The 17,140-nt window shown below is 64.6% G+C and carries 15 protein-coding genes, 5 tRNA genes and 1 pseudogene; 15 read left to right on the top strand and 6 right to left on the bottom strand.

Translation table 11 applies throughout. The features are described 5' to 3' along the window. Nucleotides 1–3: 3 nt before the first annotated feature. From LDZ24_RS08085 to LDZ24_RS08075, 3 genes and pseudogenes are all read left to right on the top strand, one after another. Nucleotides 4–2,822 (top strand): annotated as a pseudogene (locus tag LDZ24_RS08085) (xanthine dehydrogenase family protein molybdopterin-binding subunit). Then, a complete protein-coding gene (locus LDZ24_RS08080; protein WP_248320004.1) occupies nucleotides 2,819–3,391 on the top strand; it encodes a (2Fe-2S)-binding protein in 573 nt (190 codons plus the stop codon). The pseudogene LDZ24_RS08085 and the gene LDZ24_RS08080 overlap by 4 nt, the downstream one beginning before the upstream one ends. An 11-nt stretch (nucleotides 3,392–3,402) precedes the next feature. After that, complete coding sequence (locus LDZ24_RS08075; RefSeq protein ID WP_371747415.1) at nucleotides 3,403–4,641, top strand: c-type cytochrome; 1,239 nt, start codon at nucleotides 3,403–3,405, stop codon at nucleotides 4,639–4,641. A 45-nt stretch (nucleotides 4,642–4,686) separates the two neighbouring features. On the opposite strand, the gene LDZ24_RS08070 is transcribed toward LDZ24_RS08075, so the two are convergent. Next, nucleotides 4,687–5,637 (bottom strand): patatin-like phospholipase family protein, encoded by a 951-nt coding sequence (locus LDZ24_RS08070; protein WP_248320003.1) that lies wholly within the window; start codon nucleotides 5,635–5,637, stop codon nucleotides 4,687–4,689. A gap of 319 nt (nucleotides 5,638–5,956) precedes the next feature. Between LDZ24_RS08070 and gltX the strand changes: the two genes are divergently transcribed. The 7 genes from gltX (at nucleotide 5,957) to LDZ24_RS08035 (ending at nucleotide 8,879) form a co-directional block, all read left to right on the top strand. Further along, complete coding sequence (gene gltX, locus LDZ24_RS08065) at nucleotides 5,957–7,363, top strand: glutamate--tRNA ligase (RefSeq protein WP_248320002.1); 1,407 nt, start codon at nucleotides 5,957–5,959, stop codon at nucleotides 7,361–7,363. Nucleotides 7,364–7,501: 138 nt separating this feature from the next. After that, nucleotides 7,502–7,577 (top strand) — tRNA-Ala (locus LDZ24_RS08060). 155 nt (nucleotides 7,578–7,732) lie between these two features. After that, nucleotides 7,733–7,808: transfer RNA gene (locus LDZ24_RS08055), tRNA-Glu, on the top strand. Nucleotides 7,809–7,884: 76 nt separating this feature from the next. Further along, nucleotides 7,885–7,961, top strand: a tRNA-Asp gene (locus LDZ24_RS08050). Nucleotides 7,962–8,033: 72 nt separating this feature from the next. Continuing rightward, nucleotides 8,034–8,109, top strand: a tRNA-Glu gene (locus LDZ24_RS08045). 74 nt (nucleotides 8,110–8,183) lie between these two features. After that, nucleotides 8,184–8,260: transfer RNA gene (locus tag LDZ24_RS08040), tRNA-Asp, on the top strand. 154 nt (nucleotides 8,261–8,414) lie between these two features. Next, entirely contained in the window at nucleotides 8,415–8,879 is a 465-nt protein-coding gene (locus tag LDZ24_RS08035) for a GNAT family N-acetyltransferase (RefSeq protein ID WP_248320001.1), read from the top strand. A 19-nt stretch (nucleotides 8,880–8,898) separates the two neighbouring features. Here the strand turns inward: LDZ24_RS08035 and LDZ24_RS08030 are convergent, their stop codons facing one another. Then, nucleotides 8,899–9,741 (bottom strand): helix-turn-helix domain-containing protein, encoded by an 843-nt coding sequence (locus LDZ24_RS08030; RefSeq protein ID WP_248320000.1) that lies wholly within the window; start codon nucleotides 9,739–9,741, stop codon nucleotides 8,899–8,901. Nucleotides 9,742–9,870: 129 nt separating this feature from the next. Here LDZ24_RS08030 and LDZ24_RS08025 point away from each other — a divergent pair, with 129 nt between their 5' ends. Further along, on the top strand, nucleotides 9,871–10,290 hold the full coding sequence (locus LDZ24_RS08025; protein WP_248319999.1) for a gamma-glutamylcyclotransferase: 420 nt from the start codon (nucleotides 9,871–9,873) through the stop codon (nucleotides 10,288–10,290). Between the two features lie 92 nt (nucleotides 10,291–10,382). On the opposite strand, the gene LDZ24_RS08020 is transcribed toward LDZ24_RS08025, so the two are convergent. Both LDZ24_RS08020 and LDZ24_RS08015 read right to left on the bottom strand, forming a co-directional pair. Then, a complete protein-coding gene (locus LDZ24_RS08020; protein ID WP_175940510.1) occupies nucleotides 10,383–10,631 on the bottom strand; it encodes a hypothetical protein in 249 nt (82 codons plus the stop codon). Between the two features lie 287 nt (nucleotides 10,632–10,918). After that, on the bottom strand, nucleotides 10,919–11,599 hold the full coding sequence (locus LDZ24_RS08015) for a YdcF family protein (RefSeq protein WP_248319998.1): 681 nt from the start codon (nucleotides 11,597–11,599) through the stop codon (nucleotides 10,919–10,921). Nucleotides 11,600–11,915: 316 nt separating this feature from the next. Here LDZ24_RS08015 and LDZ24_RS08010 point away from each other — a divergent pair, with 316 nt between their 5' ends. Further along, nucleotides 11,916–12,227: a hypothetical protein gene (locus LDZ24_RS08010; RefSeq protein ID WP_248319997.1), complete on the top strand. Its 312-nt coding sequence runs from the start codon at nucleotides 11,916–11,918 to the stop codon at nucleotides 12,225–12,227. Nucleotides 12,228–12,394: 167 nt separating this feature from the next. Here the strand turns inward: LDZ24_RS08010 and LDZ24_RS08005 are convergent, their stop codons facing one another. Beyond that, on the bottom strand, nucleotides 12,395–12,646 hold the full coding sequence (locus LDZ24_RS08005) for a hypothetical protein (protein WP_248319996.1): 252 nt from the start codon (nucleotides 12,644–12,646) through the stop codon (nucleotides 12,395–12,397). Nucleotides 12,647–12,830: 184 nt separating this feature from the next. Beyond that, the gene (locus LDZ24_RS08000) at nucleotides 12,831–13,232 is read right to left on the bottom strand and encodes a transposase (RefSeq protein ID WP_035969202.1); all 402 of its coding nucleotides are present in this window, start codon (nucleotides 13,230–13,232) and stop codon (nucleotides 12,831–12,833) included. Between the two features lie 401 nt (nucleotides 13,233–13,633). Between LDZ24_RS08000 and LDZ24_RS07995 the strand changes: the two genes are divergently transcribed. The 3 genes from LDZ24_RS07995 (at nucleotide 13,634) to scpB (ending at nucleotide 17,123) form a co-directional block, all read left to right on the top strand. After that, entirely contained in the window at nucleotides 13,634–14,533 is a 900-nt protein-coding gene (locus LDZ24_RS07995; RefSeq protein ID WP_248322305.1) for a LysR family transcriptional regulator, read from the top strand. Between the two features lie 59 nt (nucleotides 14,534–14,592). Beyond that, entirely contained in the window at nucleotides 14,593–15,831 is a 1,239-nt protein-coding gene (locus tag LDZ24_RS07990; protein ID WP_248319995.1) for a pyridoxal phosphate-dependent aminotransferase, read from the top strand. 332 nt (nucleotides 15,832–16,163) lie between these two features. Next, nucleotides 16,164–17,123: an SMC-Scp complex subunit ScpB gene (gene scpB, locus LDZ24_RS07985; protein WP_248319994.1), complete on the top strand. Its 960-nt coding sequence runs from the start codon at nucleotides 16,164–16,166 to the stop codon at nucleotides 17,121–17,123. The last annotated feature ends 17 nt before the right edge of the window (nucleotides 17,124–17,140 follow it).

Genomic DNA, 17,140 nt, shown 5'->3' with positions numbered 1-17,140 from the left:
TACATGGGGAAACTCGGCCTGTCGCGTCGCGGTTTTCTGAAGGCGGGGGCGCTCGCGGGCGTGTCCGTGTTCATCGCGCCTTTGGGCAGCCGCGCGTTCGCCGCGCTGTTCGAAGAGCGCATTTTGACGCCCGTTCAATGGCATGCGACGAGCGGCTATCCGGAGTTCCGCATCGATGGCATCGCGAAGGTGACGGGCGACAAAGTCTTCGCACGCGATATCCGCGCGAAGGACATGCCGCACTGGCCGCAGGAACAGTCGCATGCGCTGATCCTGCGCACGACACTCGCGGATCGCCTGTACGAAGGCATCGACCTTTCGATTCTCGACGGCGGGCTCGCGCCTGATCGCGTCGTGACGGCGGATGACCTCGCGCGCGACAAGCTAGCGTTTCCCGCCTTCTACGGCGACGACATGCTGCTGCCCGCCGGCAAGACGCCCGCGTATCTCGGCCAGGCGGTCGCCATCCTGATCTATCACGACTTCGCGCGCTTCCGTCTCGCGAAGGACAAGCTTCAGTTTCGCGAAGGCGTCGTCCGCTATGGCGCGACGACGGGTTTCATCGAACGCGATCCGTGGGCGTCGTTCCGCTTCGTGCGCGTGGGCGGCAAGACGCCGTTCGACGATGACGCGTTCTCCAGCCTGAAAGACTCGCCGCTTTTCCCGCACATGATGAAAAAGCGCGAGCCCGTCTGGGCCGACGCTAACGAACACGGCAAGCTCGACGAGCAGGGCATGTTCCACGCGCAGGCCATCGCGGACGCGCTGGAACATCCGCCGGGAGATTGGCTCGTCGTGGATCGCGAATACAAGACGCAATCCGTCGATACCGCCGCGCTCGAACCCGACAACGCGAACTGCTGGTACGACGCGGCAACGCAGTCGCTGCACATGGTCGTGCCGACGCAAGGGCCGTATGAAGTCGCGCAGAGCGCGCTGGAGATGGCGACGAAATCGCGCTTCCCGGTGAAGAACCTGTTCCTGCATCCGTGCTACACGGTTGGCTACGGTTCGAAGGATCACTTCAACGTGCCGTTCTACGGGCTCGTCGCGGCGATGTACGGCGACGGCCGCCCGGTGCGTCTCGCGTTCGACCGTTTCGAGCAGTTTCAAAGCTCGCTCAAGCGTCACGCGTTCGACATGCGATATCGCATGGCGGTCGACAGGAAGACCGGCAAGATTCAGGCGTTCAAGGGCGAGTTCATCGCGAACGGCGGCGGACGCTGCAATTTCTCGCCGTCGGTGGCAATGGTCGGGGCGACCGCCGCGCAATCCATCTACTACATTCCGCAGAGCGACCTGACGCGGTCGCCATCGCTTCGCGGGCGGTCGATGCCGGCTCGGCGCGCGGCTACGGCACGCTGCAAAGCATGGCGGCGACCGAAATGATGATCGACGACATCGCCGCGCAACTCGGCACGGATCCGATCGACCTGCGCCTAGCGAACGTCATGCGCACCGGCATGAAGAACACGCAAGGCGCGATTCCGGCAGGCGCCGTGCGCGCGGAAGAAGTGCTGCGGCAGGCGAAGGCGCATCCGCTGTGGGCGGGGCGCGCGCAACGCAAGGCGGAGTACGAAGCCGCGCATCCCGGCATGCGCTATGGCGTTGGCTTCGCGTGCGTGCAAAAAGACTTCGGCACCGGCGCGGAGAGCGCGTTCGCCAAAGTCGAATTCAGCGCGGACGGACGCATCGCGCTGTCGCACTCAGGCGCCGAGATCGGCACCGGATCGTCGACGGCGCAGGCGCTCGTCGTCGCAAAGTGGCTCGGCAAGCCCGCCGCCGAGGTCCACATGGCCGTCACCGACTGGGCGGATCTGCCGGTCGTCACGAGCGGCGATCCGTATCTCATGTCGCAAGCCGAGCAGGACAGATTGAGCGCGAATCCGCGCTGGTCGCCCGCGTACATGTCGCCGGCGAGCGCGACGAATTCTGCGTACTACTTCTCGCACGCGACGCGCGAGGCGGCGCGCGTGCTGTTCCGCCACGGCCTGTGGCCCGCCGCGATGGCGATCTGGGGCCAAGGCATCGGCGGCGGTCAGGCGGCATCGTTCGTCGTGCGAATCGAAGACGCGCGCTGGAGAGACGGCAAGCTGTCCGCCGACGGCCTCGAGCCGATTCCGTTCGACGTCCTCGCGAAAAAGGCGCACGAACTCGGACTCGCGACCGGCGCGGTCGTGCACACGTTCAACCGCTGGCAGTGGAGCGAAGCGCAGTTCGACATCGCAGGCGCAGCCGATCAGTTGCCGCTCGACGGCTTGTCGGTGCGCTTTGGCAGCGGTGCCGCCGATAAAGGCAAGGCGACCGCCAACGGGTATCACGTGCTCGACCGCAAGCGCGTGATGATTCCGCCCGTGCAGCGCAATAACGCGATGGTCACGTACTACAGCGCGGTGGGCACGCTCGTCGAACTGGCCGTGAACGAGGCGAGCGGCAAGGTCGAACTGCTGTCGCATCACTCGATTCTCGAATGCGGCAATCCGATTGCGCCGCAACTCGTGTCGGGGCAGTTGCAGGGCGGCCTCGCGATGGGTATCGGGCACGCGCTGCACGAGTATCTGCCGCTCTACGAAGACGGCCCCGGCAACGGCACCTGGAACTTCAACCGCTACCGGCTGCCGCTCGCGAGCGATGTCGCCGTGTGGAATCAGACCGGCGACGTGCTGCCGCCGCTCAGTGAGACCGATCCGCCGAAGGGCATCGCCGAAGTGGTGATGATTCCGGTGGTCGGGGCCATCGTCAACGCGATCGCGCACGCGATCGGCCATCGCTTCACCGATCTGCCGGTGACGCCGCAAAACATTCAGGAGGTGCTCGCATGACGGCCATCCCATCCGCCGCGGGCGTCGACATGCGCTCGCTCTCGATGACGATCAACGGCAACAAGATTGGCCCGATGCCGGTGCCGTCCGGTTTGCCGATGATCGATTTCCTGCACGAATACGCCGGTCTCACGGGCTCGCGGCTCGGCTGCGACCAGGGCGTTTGCCATGCGTGCGTGGTGATCGTGGATCACGCGGACGGCACGAGCGAGGAAGTGCGCACGTGCATCAACGGCGCGCACTTCTTCGACGGCAAGACGGTGCGGACCATCGAAGGACACGCGAAGCGCAACGAACACGGCGAGGTGGTCGAGCTCTCGCCGGTGCAGCAGCAGTTCCTCGATCATTTCAGCTTCCAGTGCGGCTATTGCACGCCGGGTTTTGTCAACGCGACGACGGTGCTGCTCGAGCGGCTCAAGCGCGAGCCGATCGCGAAGGATCAGATCGAAGCGACGATCATGGCCGCGCTCAACGACCACATCTGCCGCTGCACGGGCTATGTGCGCTACTACGAAGCCGTGAAGGACCTCGTGCTCGCCACGCCCGGACTCGTGAAGGACGCCGAATGATGACATCGATCATGACGCGCACCGTGCGCCGCTCGTTGATGCGCGTGCTTCCGTTCGCACTGTCCGCGCTCGCGCTGTCCGCCTGCCACAGCGATGGCGATGTCGCGCAGAAGACTGCGGCTTCGCCGGAAGTCGTCGCTCGCGGACGCTATCTCGCGCAAGCCGCCGACTGCGCTGCCTGTCACACGGCCGAAGGCGGCGCGCCGTTCGCGGGCGGCGTGAAGCTGGAGTCCCAATTCGGCACGTTCTATGGCAGCAACATCACGCCCGATGCGAAGTACGGCATCGGCAAATGGACGTCCGACGCGTTCTACGCGGCGCTGCACGACGGCAAGACGCCGAACGGCAAGCTGTATCCCGCGATGCCGTACACGTCGTACCGGCAGATGTCGCGCGAAGACAGCGACGCTATCTACGCTTACCTGATGGCGCAAAAGCCCGCCGCGGTGCCGAGTGTCGAAGCGAGTCTGCGCTTCCCGTACAACGTGCGTTTCGCGGTGCGGTTCTGGGACATGCTGTTCCTGAACGACGCGCTGCCCGACGCATCCTCAGGCCAATCGGCCGACTGGACGCGCGGCCGTTACCTCGCCAACGCGCTCGGGCACTGCGCGGAATGCCACACGCCGCGCGGCGCGTTCGGCCAACTCGCGGACGGGAAGACGCTGCAGGGCGGCGCGCTCGGACGCATCGCCGCGCCGGATATCACGCCGGCGGCATTGGCGGCGCGCGGCTGGACCGGCGCGGACTTGCAGGCGTATTTCTCGACGGGCGTCGCGCGGCAGGGATCGGCTTTCGGCGAAATGCATCGGGTCGTGTATCTGAGCACGCAGCATCTGAATCGCGATGACGCCCGCGCGCTCGCGACGTATCTGCTCGGCGACGCGCCGCCCGCGCCAGCGCCGGTCAAGCCGCAATCGGCCGACGCGGAACAACTCGCAGCAGGCCGCAACCTGTATCTCGATTCGTGCGCCGGCTGTCACGGACGCGAAGGCGAGGGCAAGCCGCACGTCGCCATCGCGATGAAGGACAACTCGACGCTGCGCCAGGGCGACGCGCGCAACCTGATCGTATCGATGCTCGACGGCATCGAAGCGCAGCCGTTCGCCGGCGTGGAGCGCATGCAGCCGATGCCGGGCTTCGCCGCGACGTACAGCGACGAGCAGATGGCGCAGTTGGCCAACTACCTGCGGGCGACATGGGGCGGCCAGCCCGGCGATGTCACCGCCGACAAGGTGAAGTCGCTGCGCTGATGCGCGAAGGCCACGCATTGCGTGGCCTTCGTCTTTTTGATGCCGTCAAACGCGCATGCCGCGCTCGGCCAGTTGCCGCTGCAACGTCGGCCACATCTTCGACACGGCTTCTTCGCCTGCAAGGATCGCGGCGTTGCGCTGGCTGAAGTCGCTGCTGCTCATCGCGTTCAGATTCGGGCGGATGACCGCGTTCGCGTATTTGTCGAGCTCGTAAGCCTTGATCGACTGGCCCATGATGGTGAACGTCTGCATCAGCACGTCGAACGAACTCTGCGTGAGCGCCGTTTCCGGCCGCGCGGAGATATCGACCGCGATCACGAAATCCGCGCCCATCTTGTGCGCGAACGCGGCGGGCACCGGGCTCACGAGTCCGCCATCGACGTATTCGTGATCACCGATCTTCACCGGCTCGAAGATCGACGGCACGCTGCACGACGCGCGCACGGCCACGCCGGTATTGCCGCGCTGAAAGAGAATCGGCTGGCCGGTTTTCAAGTCGGTGGCGACGATGCCGAGCGGCTTCGCCATCTTTTCGATCGGCCGGTTGTCGAGCGTCTTGTTCAGGAAGTTCTGCAGCGCCACGCCTTGCAGGATGCCGCGCGCGCGAAAGGGCATCGCCCAGTCGCTGATGGAGGCTTCATCCATCGTCAGCGCTAGCTTGTTCATCGCGATGCCGGTCATGCCGGACGCGTACAGCGCCGCGATCACCGAACCTGCGCTCGTGCCGGCGACCAGATCGACGCGGACGTTGCGCGCTTCGAGCGCCTTGATGACGCCGACGTGCGCGAAGCCGCGCGCAGCGCCGCCGCCGAGCGCGAGGCCGATTCGCGCGGCGCGTTGCGGCTCCGGGGCCGGCGTATTCGCGATCGGCGCGCTCTTGCCGGCGAGGCCGCCGATGCCGCCGCTCGTGCTCGTGCTCGTGCACGCAGCGAGAATGGACGACGCCGCCGCGAGCGAGAATGCACGGCGGGAAATGAGACGTGACGATGATTCCAAGTGAGACTCCAGCGATGCGGCGAGTGTGCAGTTGCATGCGCGTTTCCGGGTCCTCAAGAAACGGCGCGCACATCATAAAGCAAAAGGCGCGGGCTCAGGCGCGAGGCGGGCGGCGGGTATAATTTCGGGTCATTGAGCCGGTGCCCGACGCGCGTGCCCGACGTGCGTGCCCGACGTGCGTGCATTACGGCCGGCAATCGCTTTCGTGCAAGAGCCAACGGCGCTTCCACGCGCCGCCCGTTCGCCTCTTCGCTCTCTCGCTCGGCCGCTTCTTTTCGCCGGGCGAGCGCAAACATTCGAGTACATCGAGAAAACAGCAATGACCCAAGTCCGTACCCGCTTCGCCCCGAGCCCGACCGGCTTCATCCATCTCGGCAACATCCGTTCCGCGCTCTATCCGTGGGCGTTCGCGCGCAAGATGAAAGGGACCTTCGTGCTGCGTATCGAGGATACGGACGTCGAGCGTTCGACGGAGGCGTCCGTCGACGCGATTCTGGAAGGCATGGCGTGGCTCGGCCTCGATTTCGACGAAGGCCCGTTCTATCAGATGCAACGCATGGACCGTTATCGCGAGGTCGTCGGCCAGATGCTGGAGAAGGGCCTCGCGTACCACTGCTATATGTCGACGGAAGAGCTCGACGCGTTGCGCGAGCGTCAGCGCGCCGCCGGCGAAAAGCCGCGCTACGACGGCACGTGGCGTCCGGAGCCGGGCAAGACGCTGCCGCCGATTCCGGAGGGCGTGAAGCCGGTGGTGCGCTTCCGCAATCCGCTGACGGGCGTGGTCGCGTGGGACGACGCGGTGAAGGGGCGAATCGAGATATCGAACGAAGAGCTCGACGACCTCGTGATCGCTCGCCCCGACGGCACGCCGACGTACAACTTCTGCGTGGTGGTCGACGATCTCGACATGAAGATCACGCATGTGATCCGCGGCGACGACCACGTGAACAACACGCCGCGCCAGATCAACATCCTGCGCGCGCTCGGCGGCGAAACGCCGGTCTACGCGCACCTGCCGACCGTGCTGAACGAGCAGGGCGAAAAGATGAGCAAGCGTCACGGCGCGATGGCGGTGATGGGTTACCGCGATGCCGGGTACTTGCCGGAGGCGGTCGTCAACTATCTGGCGCGGCTCGGCTGGTCGCACGGCGATGCGGAGATTTTCTCGCGCGAGCAGTTCATCGAATGGTTCGATCTGGAGCATCTCGGCAAGTCGCCCGCGCAATACGACCACGACAAGCTCAACTGGTTGAATGCGCACTACATCAAGGAAGCCGACAACGCGCGGCTCGCCGGGCTGACGCGGCCGTTCCTGCTCCAAGCCGGGATCGACGCCGCGGCAATCGACAACGGCGCGCCGCTCGAACAGGTCGTCGGGCTGCTGAAGGATCGCGCGTCGACGGTGAAGGACATCGCCGACAACGCCGCGATGTTTTACCGCGAGCCCACGATCGAAGCCGACGCGTTCGCGCAGCATGTGACCGACGCGGTGCGGCCGGCGATCGCGGACCTGCGCGCGGCGCTCGAACAAGCCGAGTGGACCAAGGAGGGCATCTCGGCGGCACTGAAGGCGACGCTCGGCGCGCACAAGCTCAAGATGCCGCAACTCGCGATGCCGGTGCGCCTGCTCGTCGCGGGCACGACGCATACGCCGTCCATCGACATCGTGCTGATGCTGTTCGGTCGGGACACGGTGCTGCGTCGTCTGGAGCGCGCGGCCGGTTGAGCATAGACGCGCGTAAGGCGCCTGAAGAAGCCCTTGCGCGCGTACGCGAAGCGATAAGTGAAAAAATTGTCGGTTGTATCACCAGAAGGTATTTACAACTTCAAAAGCGGCCTATAGAATCTCGTTTCTGTTCTGCAAGGGGGTATAGCTCAGCTGGGAGAGCGCTTGCATGGCATGCAAGAGGTCAGCGGTTCGATCCCGCTTACCTCCACCAAGAACAGATGAAGTGATTGCGAAGTTATTCTCCGGGTTTCGGAAGTCGCAAAAAATACTTCACAAGTAACGCGAAGTTGTTTAGAATCTCGGTCTTCGCTGATTTGCAGCAGTTAATCAGCGAAGCAAGCGGTAAAGACAGAATCACAAGTTTCTGTCCCCTTCGTCTAGAGGCCTAGGACATCACCCTTTCACGGTGAGTACAGGGGTTCGAATCCCCTAGGGGACGCCAGAATTCAGGCGGCTGCTAGAAAATGCGCTGTCGGTTTCATGAGGTGACTAGAGCCTCGTGGAACAAGGAAAGAGCTGGAGCGGTAGTTCAGTTGGTTAGAATACCGGCCTGTCACGCCGGGGGTCGCGGGTTCGAGCCCCGTCCGCTCCGCCAACATTTTGCGAGCAGGAATACTCCGGCTGATCAGCCGGTTTTTTTTCGCCGCAGGATTGCAAGAAGTTTGCTGTCCCCTTCGTCTAGAGGCCTAGGACATCACCCTTTCACGGTGAGTACAGGGGTTCGAATCCCCTAGGGGACGCCAGAACATCGGCGGCTGCTAGTAGAAAGCGCTGCACATTTCTCGAAGCTTGATCTTCGAGAAACGATGAAAGAGTTGGAGCGGTAGTTCAGTTGGTTAGAATACCGGCCTGTCACGCCGGGGGTCGCGGGTTCGAGTCCCGTCCGCTCCGCCAGCTTGTTGTGAAAAAATCCAGCCTTCGGGCTGGATTTTTTTTGCCTGTTTTTCGCCGCGCCGGTTCGCTCTTCTCACCGGCATCGCATTTTCCATTGCCAGCAAGCGCGCGCTGTCTTAGTGTGGAGGCACTGTCCCGTGCCTGCATGCGTGCGATGCTCGACCCGACCGAAGACCTCTCGCTCTATCAACTCCGCCAGGCGACGATGGCCGATTTCGCCTTCGCCGAGGCCCTCACGCACGACAACATGGTCGGTTATTACCGGCGCCACAATCTTGTCTGGCGCGGCGACCTGTTTCTTTCGAGCTGGCGCGAGTCGGAGAACTTCGTTCTGCAGGCGGACGGCGTGCCCGTCGGCGTCATGCGCGTGACCGAAGAAGACAACTCGCTGCACATTCGCGATGTTCAAATCGCGCCGGGCTACCGGGGACGAGGCGCGGGCACATTTCTGCTGAACACGGCGCATCGCTGGGCGCGGGCCCGCGGGCTGGCGGAATGCCAACTGCGCGTTTTCGTCGACAACCCGGCGGCGCGCCTTTATATGCGGCTCGGATATCGTCCGGCCGGCCCCAGGCTGGCGCAGCTCGGCGCGATTCGACATATGGTCCGGCCCGTCTGAGCCGACGCGGCGCGCAGCATCAGACAGCGCGCGTGTCGTTGTTGTCGCGCTCGTCGCTGGCGTCACGAGCGAAGAACGCACGCGGACTCTCGCCGAAGGCACGGCGAAACATCGCCGAAAATGCGCTCTGGCTCTGATACCCCAACTCACGCGCGACCTGCGCGAGCGGCCGGCCCTGACTCAGCAAAGGAATGGCGCGTGCCAGCACGGCCTGCTGGCGCCACTGCGAGAAGCTCACGCCGAGTTCGCGTCTGAACAGGCGCGCGATGGTGCGCGTGCTCGCGCCGGCTTCCGACGACCAGCGTTCGAGATCGGAGTGCGAAGGGTCCGCGAGCACCGCGTCGCAGAGCGCGCGCAGGCGCTTCTCGTTCGGCATCGGCACGGAGAGCGGCAACGGCTGCGACCGGATGATCTCGTCCAGTGCGAGCGTGCCGAGCAGGCGCTCGCGCTCACGCGTGATCGACGCTTCGTCCAGCGCCGCGATCACCTCGCGCAACAAGGGCGACACTTCCACCACGCGGCACGCGCCGAGCCCGGCCGGCACGACGCTCGCGTCCACATAGAGCGTGCGCAAGTACGCATCTTCCACGATCAGCACTTCGTGCGTGACGTTCGGCGGCACCCAGATGGCTCGCGAGGGCGGCACCATCCACGTCGAATCGGCGGTTGCCACGCGCAGCACGCCCCGCGACGTGTAGGCGACTTGCGCCCACGGATGCGTATGCAGCGCGATCCGCACGCCATAAGGCACCGGGCGCGAGCGAACGCGGATCGGATGGTCGAGCGTCGGCGAGTGCTCGACGGGAATGTCGAGGTGTTCGACCTGCTCGAAAGGCGGGCGTGGATCGGCGAACGTGGGCATGGCGGCTCGTCGGGCGGCCGACCTGGCCGCGATCCGCCGATCTTAACCGAAGCGAGCCGGCAGTCCGTCCGCGCTTTTTGGGCGGCGATAATCGCATCTCGGCGACTAGCGAAAGGAGCGGTTTCTTCGATGCAATATGTTTTCGTGTACGGCACGCTCCGCGCGGGCGAGATCAATGACATCAATCGCGCGGCTGAGCGCAACGGGATCGCGGCGCCGCAATGGATCGGCACGGCGCACGTGCGTGGTCGGCTCTACGATTTCGGCGCTTATCCCGGACTCGTTCTCGACGAAGAGGACGGCACGCCGGTCAAAGGAGATGTGTATTGCATCGAGGATGCGCTCGTCGCCGTGCTGGACGAGATCGAGGAAGTGTACCCGGGCGTCGAGGGACTTTTTCGCGCGCACCGGCTGCATGTGAATGTCGAGCTGGACGGCGAGGCGACGCATATCGATTGCCTCGTGTATCCGGTCGCTGCGAGCGCGGTACAGGGCTTGCCGCGCATCGAGGGCGGCGATTGGGTGGCGCATCGCGCAGCGCGCGGTTGAGCCCGTATAACGGATCTCGCCGTCATCGCGTTCGTGCATCGCGATGACGGCGCGGCGCGACCCGCCGAAAAGCAGGCCGGCGACCAAGTGCCTTACTCGGCCGAATGGTGCATCGACTTGCCGTGCGACTTCTTGTGATGACCCGACTTGTGCATCGTGTTCGATTGATCCATCTGCATGTTTTGCATGCTGGATTGCTGCGATTGCAGATTCTGCGCACGCGATTCGATGTCCGCGATCCGTGCGGGATCGGTGCTCATCGTCACGCCTTGTTCGCTCTGCGCGTAGGCCGATGCGACCGCGCTCAGGGACAACAAAACAGCCAGGGACACTTTCTTCATTGTTACCTCCTAGTAGCAGTTGAACCCGGGAATCGCCTGTCCGATTCGGTTGGAAAGACAGATACATCAGAGCAAAAATCGCTCCCGCCTGGCTTTGGGCGCGCATCCGTGGCGGGATGCCTACGGGAACGAGCCACCGCCTGACTGCGTCCATCATAGGCCGAGATCAGGTCAGCGGCGTGTCGGACGACGATACCGGCCCGGCCGTGCGAGCCGGAGCGAAATCATACCGGCGCGCCGAGGTACTTTCTAGTCCTGATTATTTTGATATACGCCGATTCCGTGCCTCAGTACAGGTGCAGCCAGCGCCAGACGTGAAAACGCGCGAGCCCGACCAGCTCGTGCAGCGCAAGCTCGCTGTTCTCCAGGCTTCTGTATCGCGGCAATACCGTCAGCCGATTCTCACGCACGTCCGAGACATACGGCTGCGGCTCGTAGCCGAACGCTTCGAAAGCCCGGACCGAACGTCGCATGTGATACGCGGATGTGATGACGATCAAAGCAGTGTCATGGGCGTTGCCTAAGATGGCAGCTACGTTCTGCGCGTTCTGGTACGTGTTGAGGCTTTTGTTCTCGCGCGTCAGATCGGCCGGTGCGACGCCCTGCGCCAGGACATACGGCGCGTAGTTGTCGGCTTCGGCCTGTCCGTGATGCTGGGGATCGCCGCCGCTCAGGATCACGCGGCACGAGGCGCCGGTGTCCCGGCATTGCCGATACACCCGCGCCGCCGCGGCGATGCGCGGCACCGAATCGCTTTTCGGCACAAGCTTGCCGTGACGCCGGTCCGTGCCGCCGCCCATCAGGACGATGGTGGTTTTGGGCGCGAAGGAGGGCGGTAGGGTCTCTTCGTAGCCGTGCTGCGCGATTCGCAGCAGCGGCCTCGCGAGCCAGCCGCTTCCGAGGCCCCAGGCGAGCAGAACGGTGATGATGACAATCGCCGCACGAAGGCGCTCGCAAAACGCGAACAATGCAAAAAAAAGCAGCAATAAAGTAAATAGAACCAATTTAATTGGAGTAACGTATTGGTTTCAGGGCAATTTGCTCCGTCATCGCGTGGTCAGAGCGCATCGGCGGTTGTCGCAGGAAAGCGCGTGATCAGCGCGCTCTCAACGGGGGCTTTTAATAGAAAGCAGCACCTAGCGCAAGCGGCGGCCAAACATTCAGGCAGCGAACGCTCAAAACGTTCGCTGGCGTGAAATTCGGCGCGCCGCGTTTAGTCGACGTCGCGGACCGTCTTGCGACCGTCACGAGCGTCGTCACGGCTGCACAGGAAGAAAAAACGAGATGACCACGTATTCCAACGAAGCGGTACTCGAAGCACTTCGCCGGGCGCAGTATCGTCAAGTTCCGTGGGCGAAACGCCCCAAGGGTTTCGACCACCTTCGCGCCCTCGGGCTACTCGAGCTCGCGCGGCAACGCACCGTCGCGCCAGCGCCGGGATTTCATGCACCTGTGGATATCGCCGTCGTCACCGAACGCGGAAAACAGGAATTCACGCGGCTCTCGCGCGATGAGCGTTCCATCGACTGGGATTTGCGGCGCACCGAACCGTACACCTTCGGTGGCCACGAAGCGGTGCTCGAAGTCAGAATTTGAAGCGACGCGCGCAGCGCGAAGTGGGTGAAGTCCGGTCGAAAAAAAGCCCGTGTCCGAGGACACGGGCAGACCGGATTCCACTGTTGCCATGCTGTGCTCATGGCATTGGGTGTGACTGCGGCCGACTCGCCGGGTTCCGCGCGAATCGAGACTCGTTGCCCGAAGATTCAGTGATGCGGCGAGCGTTCGTCGCGGTCGTTGTCCGGCCGAGCGCGCACGTTGCTCGCAATGTCGCCGCGCAAATCGCCGCGCGGCGCGGGCGGCGTCGCGGCGCGAGCGCGCGCGGCGTCAGGCGACGCGGGCGCCGCCGTCTTCGCGGTGAGGTGCAGATCGGATGCAGGCGGCTGCGCGTGAGCAACGGACGCCACGCCGGCAAGCCCCGCCAAGACGCCACGCACGAGCAGTGTCGAAACCTTCATGAGAGTGTCCTGAAGCCCTGATCGGACCTGTTGGGTCACTCGTCACGCTAAGCCTCGATTCGTCGCGGCGCTGTAAGCAATCGTAAAGAGTTGTATCGCGCAACGAAGCGCGCGAGGTCGGCAAAGCAACGCCCGAAAGTGATCGAAGCCGGCAGAACCGGCTTCGACGTGTGATGCAGTAGGCTCAGGCCATCTTGGCCGGCGCGCGCCACGATTCGGGATTGGTCCAGAACGCGCCGCGCAGTCGGTCGCGGCTCGGAGGAGCGGGCGGCTTCACCGCGCTCGAACCGATACGCCCGCGCAGCGACACCTCGCGGCCGTTGCTCGACAGACGCTTCACGATCTCCGCGAGCGTGCCGTCGGCTTGCCACTCGTCGAAGCGACGGCGGCAGGTGGGAGGCGAGGGATAACGGCCCGGCAGCTTCGACCAGCCTTCGCCCGTCGACAAGACCCACAACACGGCGTTGACAACCGATCGCGCTTCGACGCGCGGCCGGCCGCGCCGCTCGCTGCGCGCGGGCTCCGAACAGAACAACGCCTCAACCAGCGCCCACTCGTTATCTCTCAAATCGTCGAACAGCACCATATCTCACCTCAGCGAAGCTAACCCCGGTGCGCTGCCCCGCGCCGCGCACTCTGGTCGAATCCGATGAACGAATCCAGGGAAGGCCGAAGCGGCTGCGGCAAACCAGTTTCCGATACGTCCGCTGTGCTTCGACCTCTGTGCGCAATGAAATGCGAGAACCATGCCATGCACGTCGCGAAATCCGGGAAACCCGCATGGCAGTAGGCTGACGCGATGCCAGCATGGCCCGTATCAGACCCGAATCCGATTGATTAAGAAATCGGGACAATCACCAATCCTGTGCAGCAGGCCCTCCCGGCGTGCGTTCCGGGCGGTTTGCTGCACCGCAGCGAAACCGTCGCGATGGCCTATAATTTCGCATGAGACCAAGCTTTTCATGAATCGCCGGAATGAACGCCTCCCTGAATGTGACGTTGCGCCAACTGCGCGTCTTTATCGAAGTGTCGCGGCTACGCAGCTTCAGCCGCGCCGGCGCCGAGATCGGCCTGACGCAGTCAGCGGTGAGCCGCTCCGTGCGCGAACTGGAGAGCGAAATCGGGCTCAAGCTGATCGACCGGACCACGCGGGAAGTGCAACTGACCGATGTCGGCATGGATCTCGTCGGCACCGTGTCGCGCCTGCTCGCCGATCTGGACGAAGCCCTGCGTGAAGCGCGCGATCTGGGGCAGCAGCGTCGCGGCCGGGTGATCGTCGCGGCGAGCCCCACGATCGCGTGCCGGTTGATGCCGCGCGTGATTGCGTCCTGCTCGCGGCAGTTTCCGCTCGTCACGCTCAGCCTGCGGGACGACGTCCAGTCAGACGTGCTTCGCAAGGTGAAGTCGGGCGAAGTGGATTTCGGCGTCGTGATCGGCCCGTTTTCCGCCGACGATCTGCACGGCGAAGCCGTGATGACCGATTCGTTCTGCCTCGTCGCGCGGCGCGATCATCCGCTCGCGCACGAACGCGCCGCGCCTTGGGACGCGCTCGCGGGCGAGCGGCTCGTCATGCTGGACTACGCATCGGGCAGCCGCCCGATTATCGATGCCGTCATGCAGCAGCACGGTGTCGAAGCGCACGTGGTGCAGGAGCTCGGTCATTCGGCGACCGTCTTCGGACTGGTGGAAGCGGGCGTCGGCGTGAGCGTGCTGCCGTGGCTCGCGCTGCCGTTGCCGGCGGATTCGTCGCTCGTCGCGCTGCCGCTCGAACCGCGCGCCGAACGCACGGTGGAACTGGTGCGGCGGCGCGACCGCTCGCTGTCGCCGGCGGCGCAGTCGGTGTGGTCGCTGATCGCAGGGCTGCCGCGACGCGCCGAAGAACTCTGAAGGGCGCGCGCTTTTTATCGCGCTCGCGTTAGACTTCTTCCTTTTCGACGGAGCGGGCGATGAGTGAATCGGAAGGCGCGGTAATCGCTGAATTGGGCGGCTTGACGGCGCAGGCGCACGCGGGCGGCGCGCCGAACGCGCGCGACGCCGTGCGGGCGTTGCGTCCCTCGCAGATTCGCGAAGTCGCGAACGCCGGATTCGGCGTGCCGGACGTGCTGCCGTTCTGGTTTGGCGAATCGGACCGGGTCACGCCCGAATTCATTCGCGATGCGGCAAGCCGCGCGCTCGCCGACGGCGCGACGTTCTACACGCACAACCTGGGCATCGCGCCGCTGCGCGAGGCGCTCGGCCGCTACGTCAGCGCGCTGCACGGCCCGACGCCCGCCGATCACATCGCGGTGACGAGCGCGGGCGTGAACGCGCTGATGCTGGCCGCGCAACTCGTCGCGGGCGCGGGCGACCGCGTGGTCGCGGTGACGCCGCTGTGGCCGAACCTCGTCGAGATTCCGAAGATTCTCGGCGCGACGGTCGAAACGGTCTCGCTGACCTACGGCGAGCGCGGATGGACGCTCGATCTCGACCGGCTGCTCGCCGCGCTCACGCCGTCCACGCGCATGCTGATGATCAACTCGCCGAACAACCCGACCGGCTGGACGATGACGCGCGACGAGCAGCGCACCGTGCTCGACCATTGCCGCCGTCACGGCATCTGGATCGTGGCGGACGAGGTCTACGAGCGCCTGTACTACGGTCCGGGCGCGAACGTGGCGCCGTCCTTCCTCGATCTCGCGGATCGCGACGAGCGCGTGATCGCGGTGAATTCGTTCTCGAAGGCGTGGCTCATGACCGGCTGGCGGCTCGGCTGGCTCGTCGCGCCCGCGCGCCTGATGGACGACCTCGGCAAGCTCGTGGAATACAACACGTCGTGCGCGCCGTCGTTCGTGCAGCAGGCGGGCATCGTCGCGGTGGAACAGGGCGAGCCGTTCACGCAATCGCTCGTCGCGGACCTGCGTGCGAGCCGCGATCATCTGGTGAACGCGTTGCAGCGTATCGAAGGGGTCGACGTGCGCGCCCCCGATGGCGCGATGTACCTGTTCTTCTCGCTGCCGGGCGCCGAGCGCAGCCTCGAACTGTGCAAGGCGCTGGTGAAAGAGGCGGGACTCGGGCTCGCGCCGGGCAGCGCATTCGGCGCGGAAGGCGAAGGCTTCGTGCGCTGGTGCTACGCCTGCGATCCCGCGCGCCTCGACGTGGGCGTCGAACGCCTGCGGCGCTTTTTGTCTGACCGAGGCGCGAAGTAAGGGCTAAGCGAGTGGGAAGTGAGCAGAGTCGGGCGTAATCGATCACCTTTACGCCCCGGTTCTTTTTGCGTAATATGGCGCTCAGTCACGCGCTTTCGCCTAGGAAAGCGCCACCTCGTCCGGCTGAGATGGCCCGGCGATTCGCTCACCGATCGCCCATTGTCGCCTCTCCCCGGTGCGTGCTCCCAATCAATATGACCGATTACAATCGGGCGAGCGCGTCTTGAAACTCCGCGTCCAGCTTTATCGTGCGCACCGCTTCGGTGACGTTCGAACTCGCTCAGGCTCGTTTTGAACCGGATCATTGACCATTAAGGGTTGACCCAAGCTGCATGAATACCCAAGAGGCGAAAATCGTCCTCGAGACTGCTTTGATCTGCGCGCAGGAACCGCTGCGGGTGAGTGAATTGCGCAAGCTCTTCGCCGAGGACATTTCGGCCGATACGGTGCGCACGCTGCTCGAAGGACTACAGGCTGATTGGACGGGGCGCGGCGTCGAGCTGGTGGCGCTTGCGTCGGGATGGCGCTTTCAGAGCAAGCCCGCCATGCGGACTTATCTCGACCGGCTCAATCCGGAAAAGCCGCCGAAATATTCGCGGGCGGTGCTCGAAACGCTCGCCATTATTGCTTATCGACAGCCGGTCACGCGCGGCGATATCGAAGAGATTCGCGGCGTGACGGTGAATACGCAGGTGGTGAAGCAACTGGAAGATCGCGGGTGGATCGAGGTCATCGGACATCGCGACGTGCCCGGCCGGCCCGCGCTGTACGCCACGACCAAGCAGTTTCTCGACGACCTCGGCCTGACCGCGCTCGACGAACTGCCGGCGCTGGACAATCCGTCGGCGCAGTTCGAGGCGTCGCTGCTCGCGCAGCATTCGATCGATTTTCCGGACGGCGCGGCGGCGCAGGCGTCTGCTGGCGAAAACACGGTGGACGGCGCGACGGCCGTGGCGGCTCCCGCAGAAGCGAACGTCGCGAGCGATGCGCCCGAGGCCGCGATGCCTGCCGTCGCCGACACGCCGGACGCTTCGCCGAGCGAAGCATCCGAGGCCGGAACGCTTCGTGCGAGCGAAGACAAGGACGGGCCTGTGTTGACCGAGGTGCGCCTGATGCCCGCGACCGATGCATCCGATTCAGAAGAAACGCCTGCGTTGGCCGACGCAGGCGACGCTGGCACACATCGAGAACACGATGCGACCGACGCCCGCCTATCGAGCGGCGTCGAGCGGAACGACGCCGACCTGAACGACGGCGACTCCGACGAAGAACCGAAGGCGCGCCGCGCCTGATGCAATTGCATGGCCCC

The organism is Caballeronia sp. Sq4a, assembly GCF_023170545.1.
Lineage (GTDB): Bacteria > Pseudomonadota > Gammaproteobacteria > Burkholderiales > Burkholderiaceae > Caballeronia.
The sequence above is the reverse complement of the archived record's forward strand: the minus strand, read 5'-3'. Positions and strand labels throughout refer to the sequence as shown.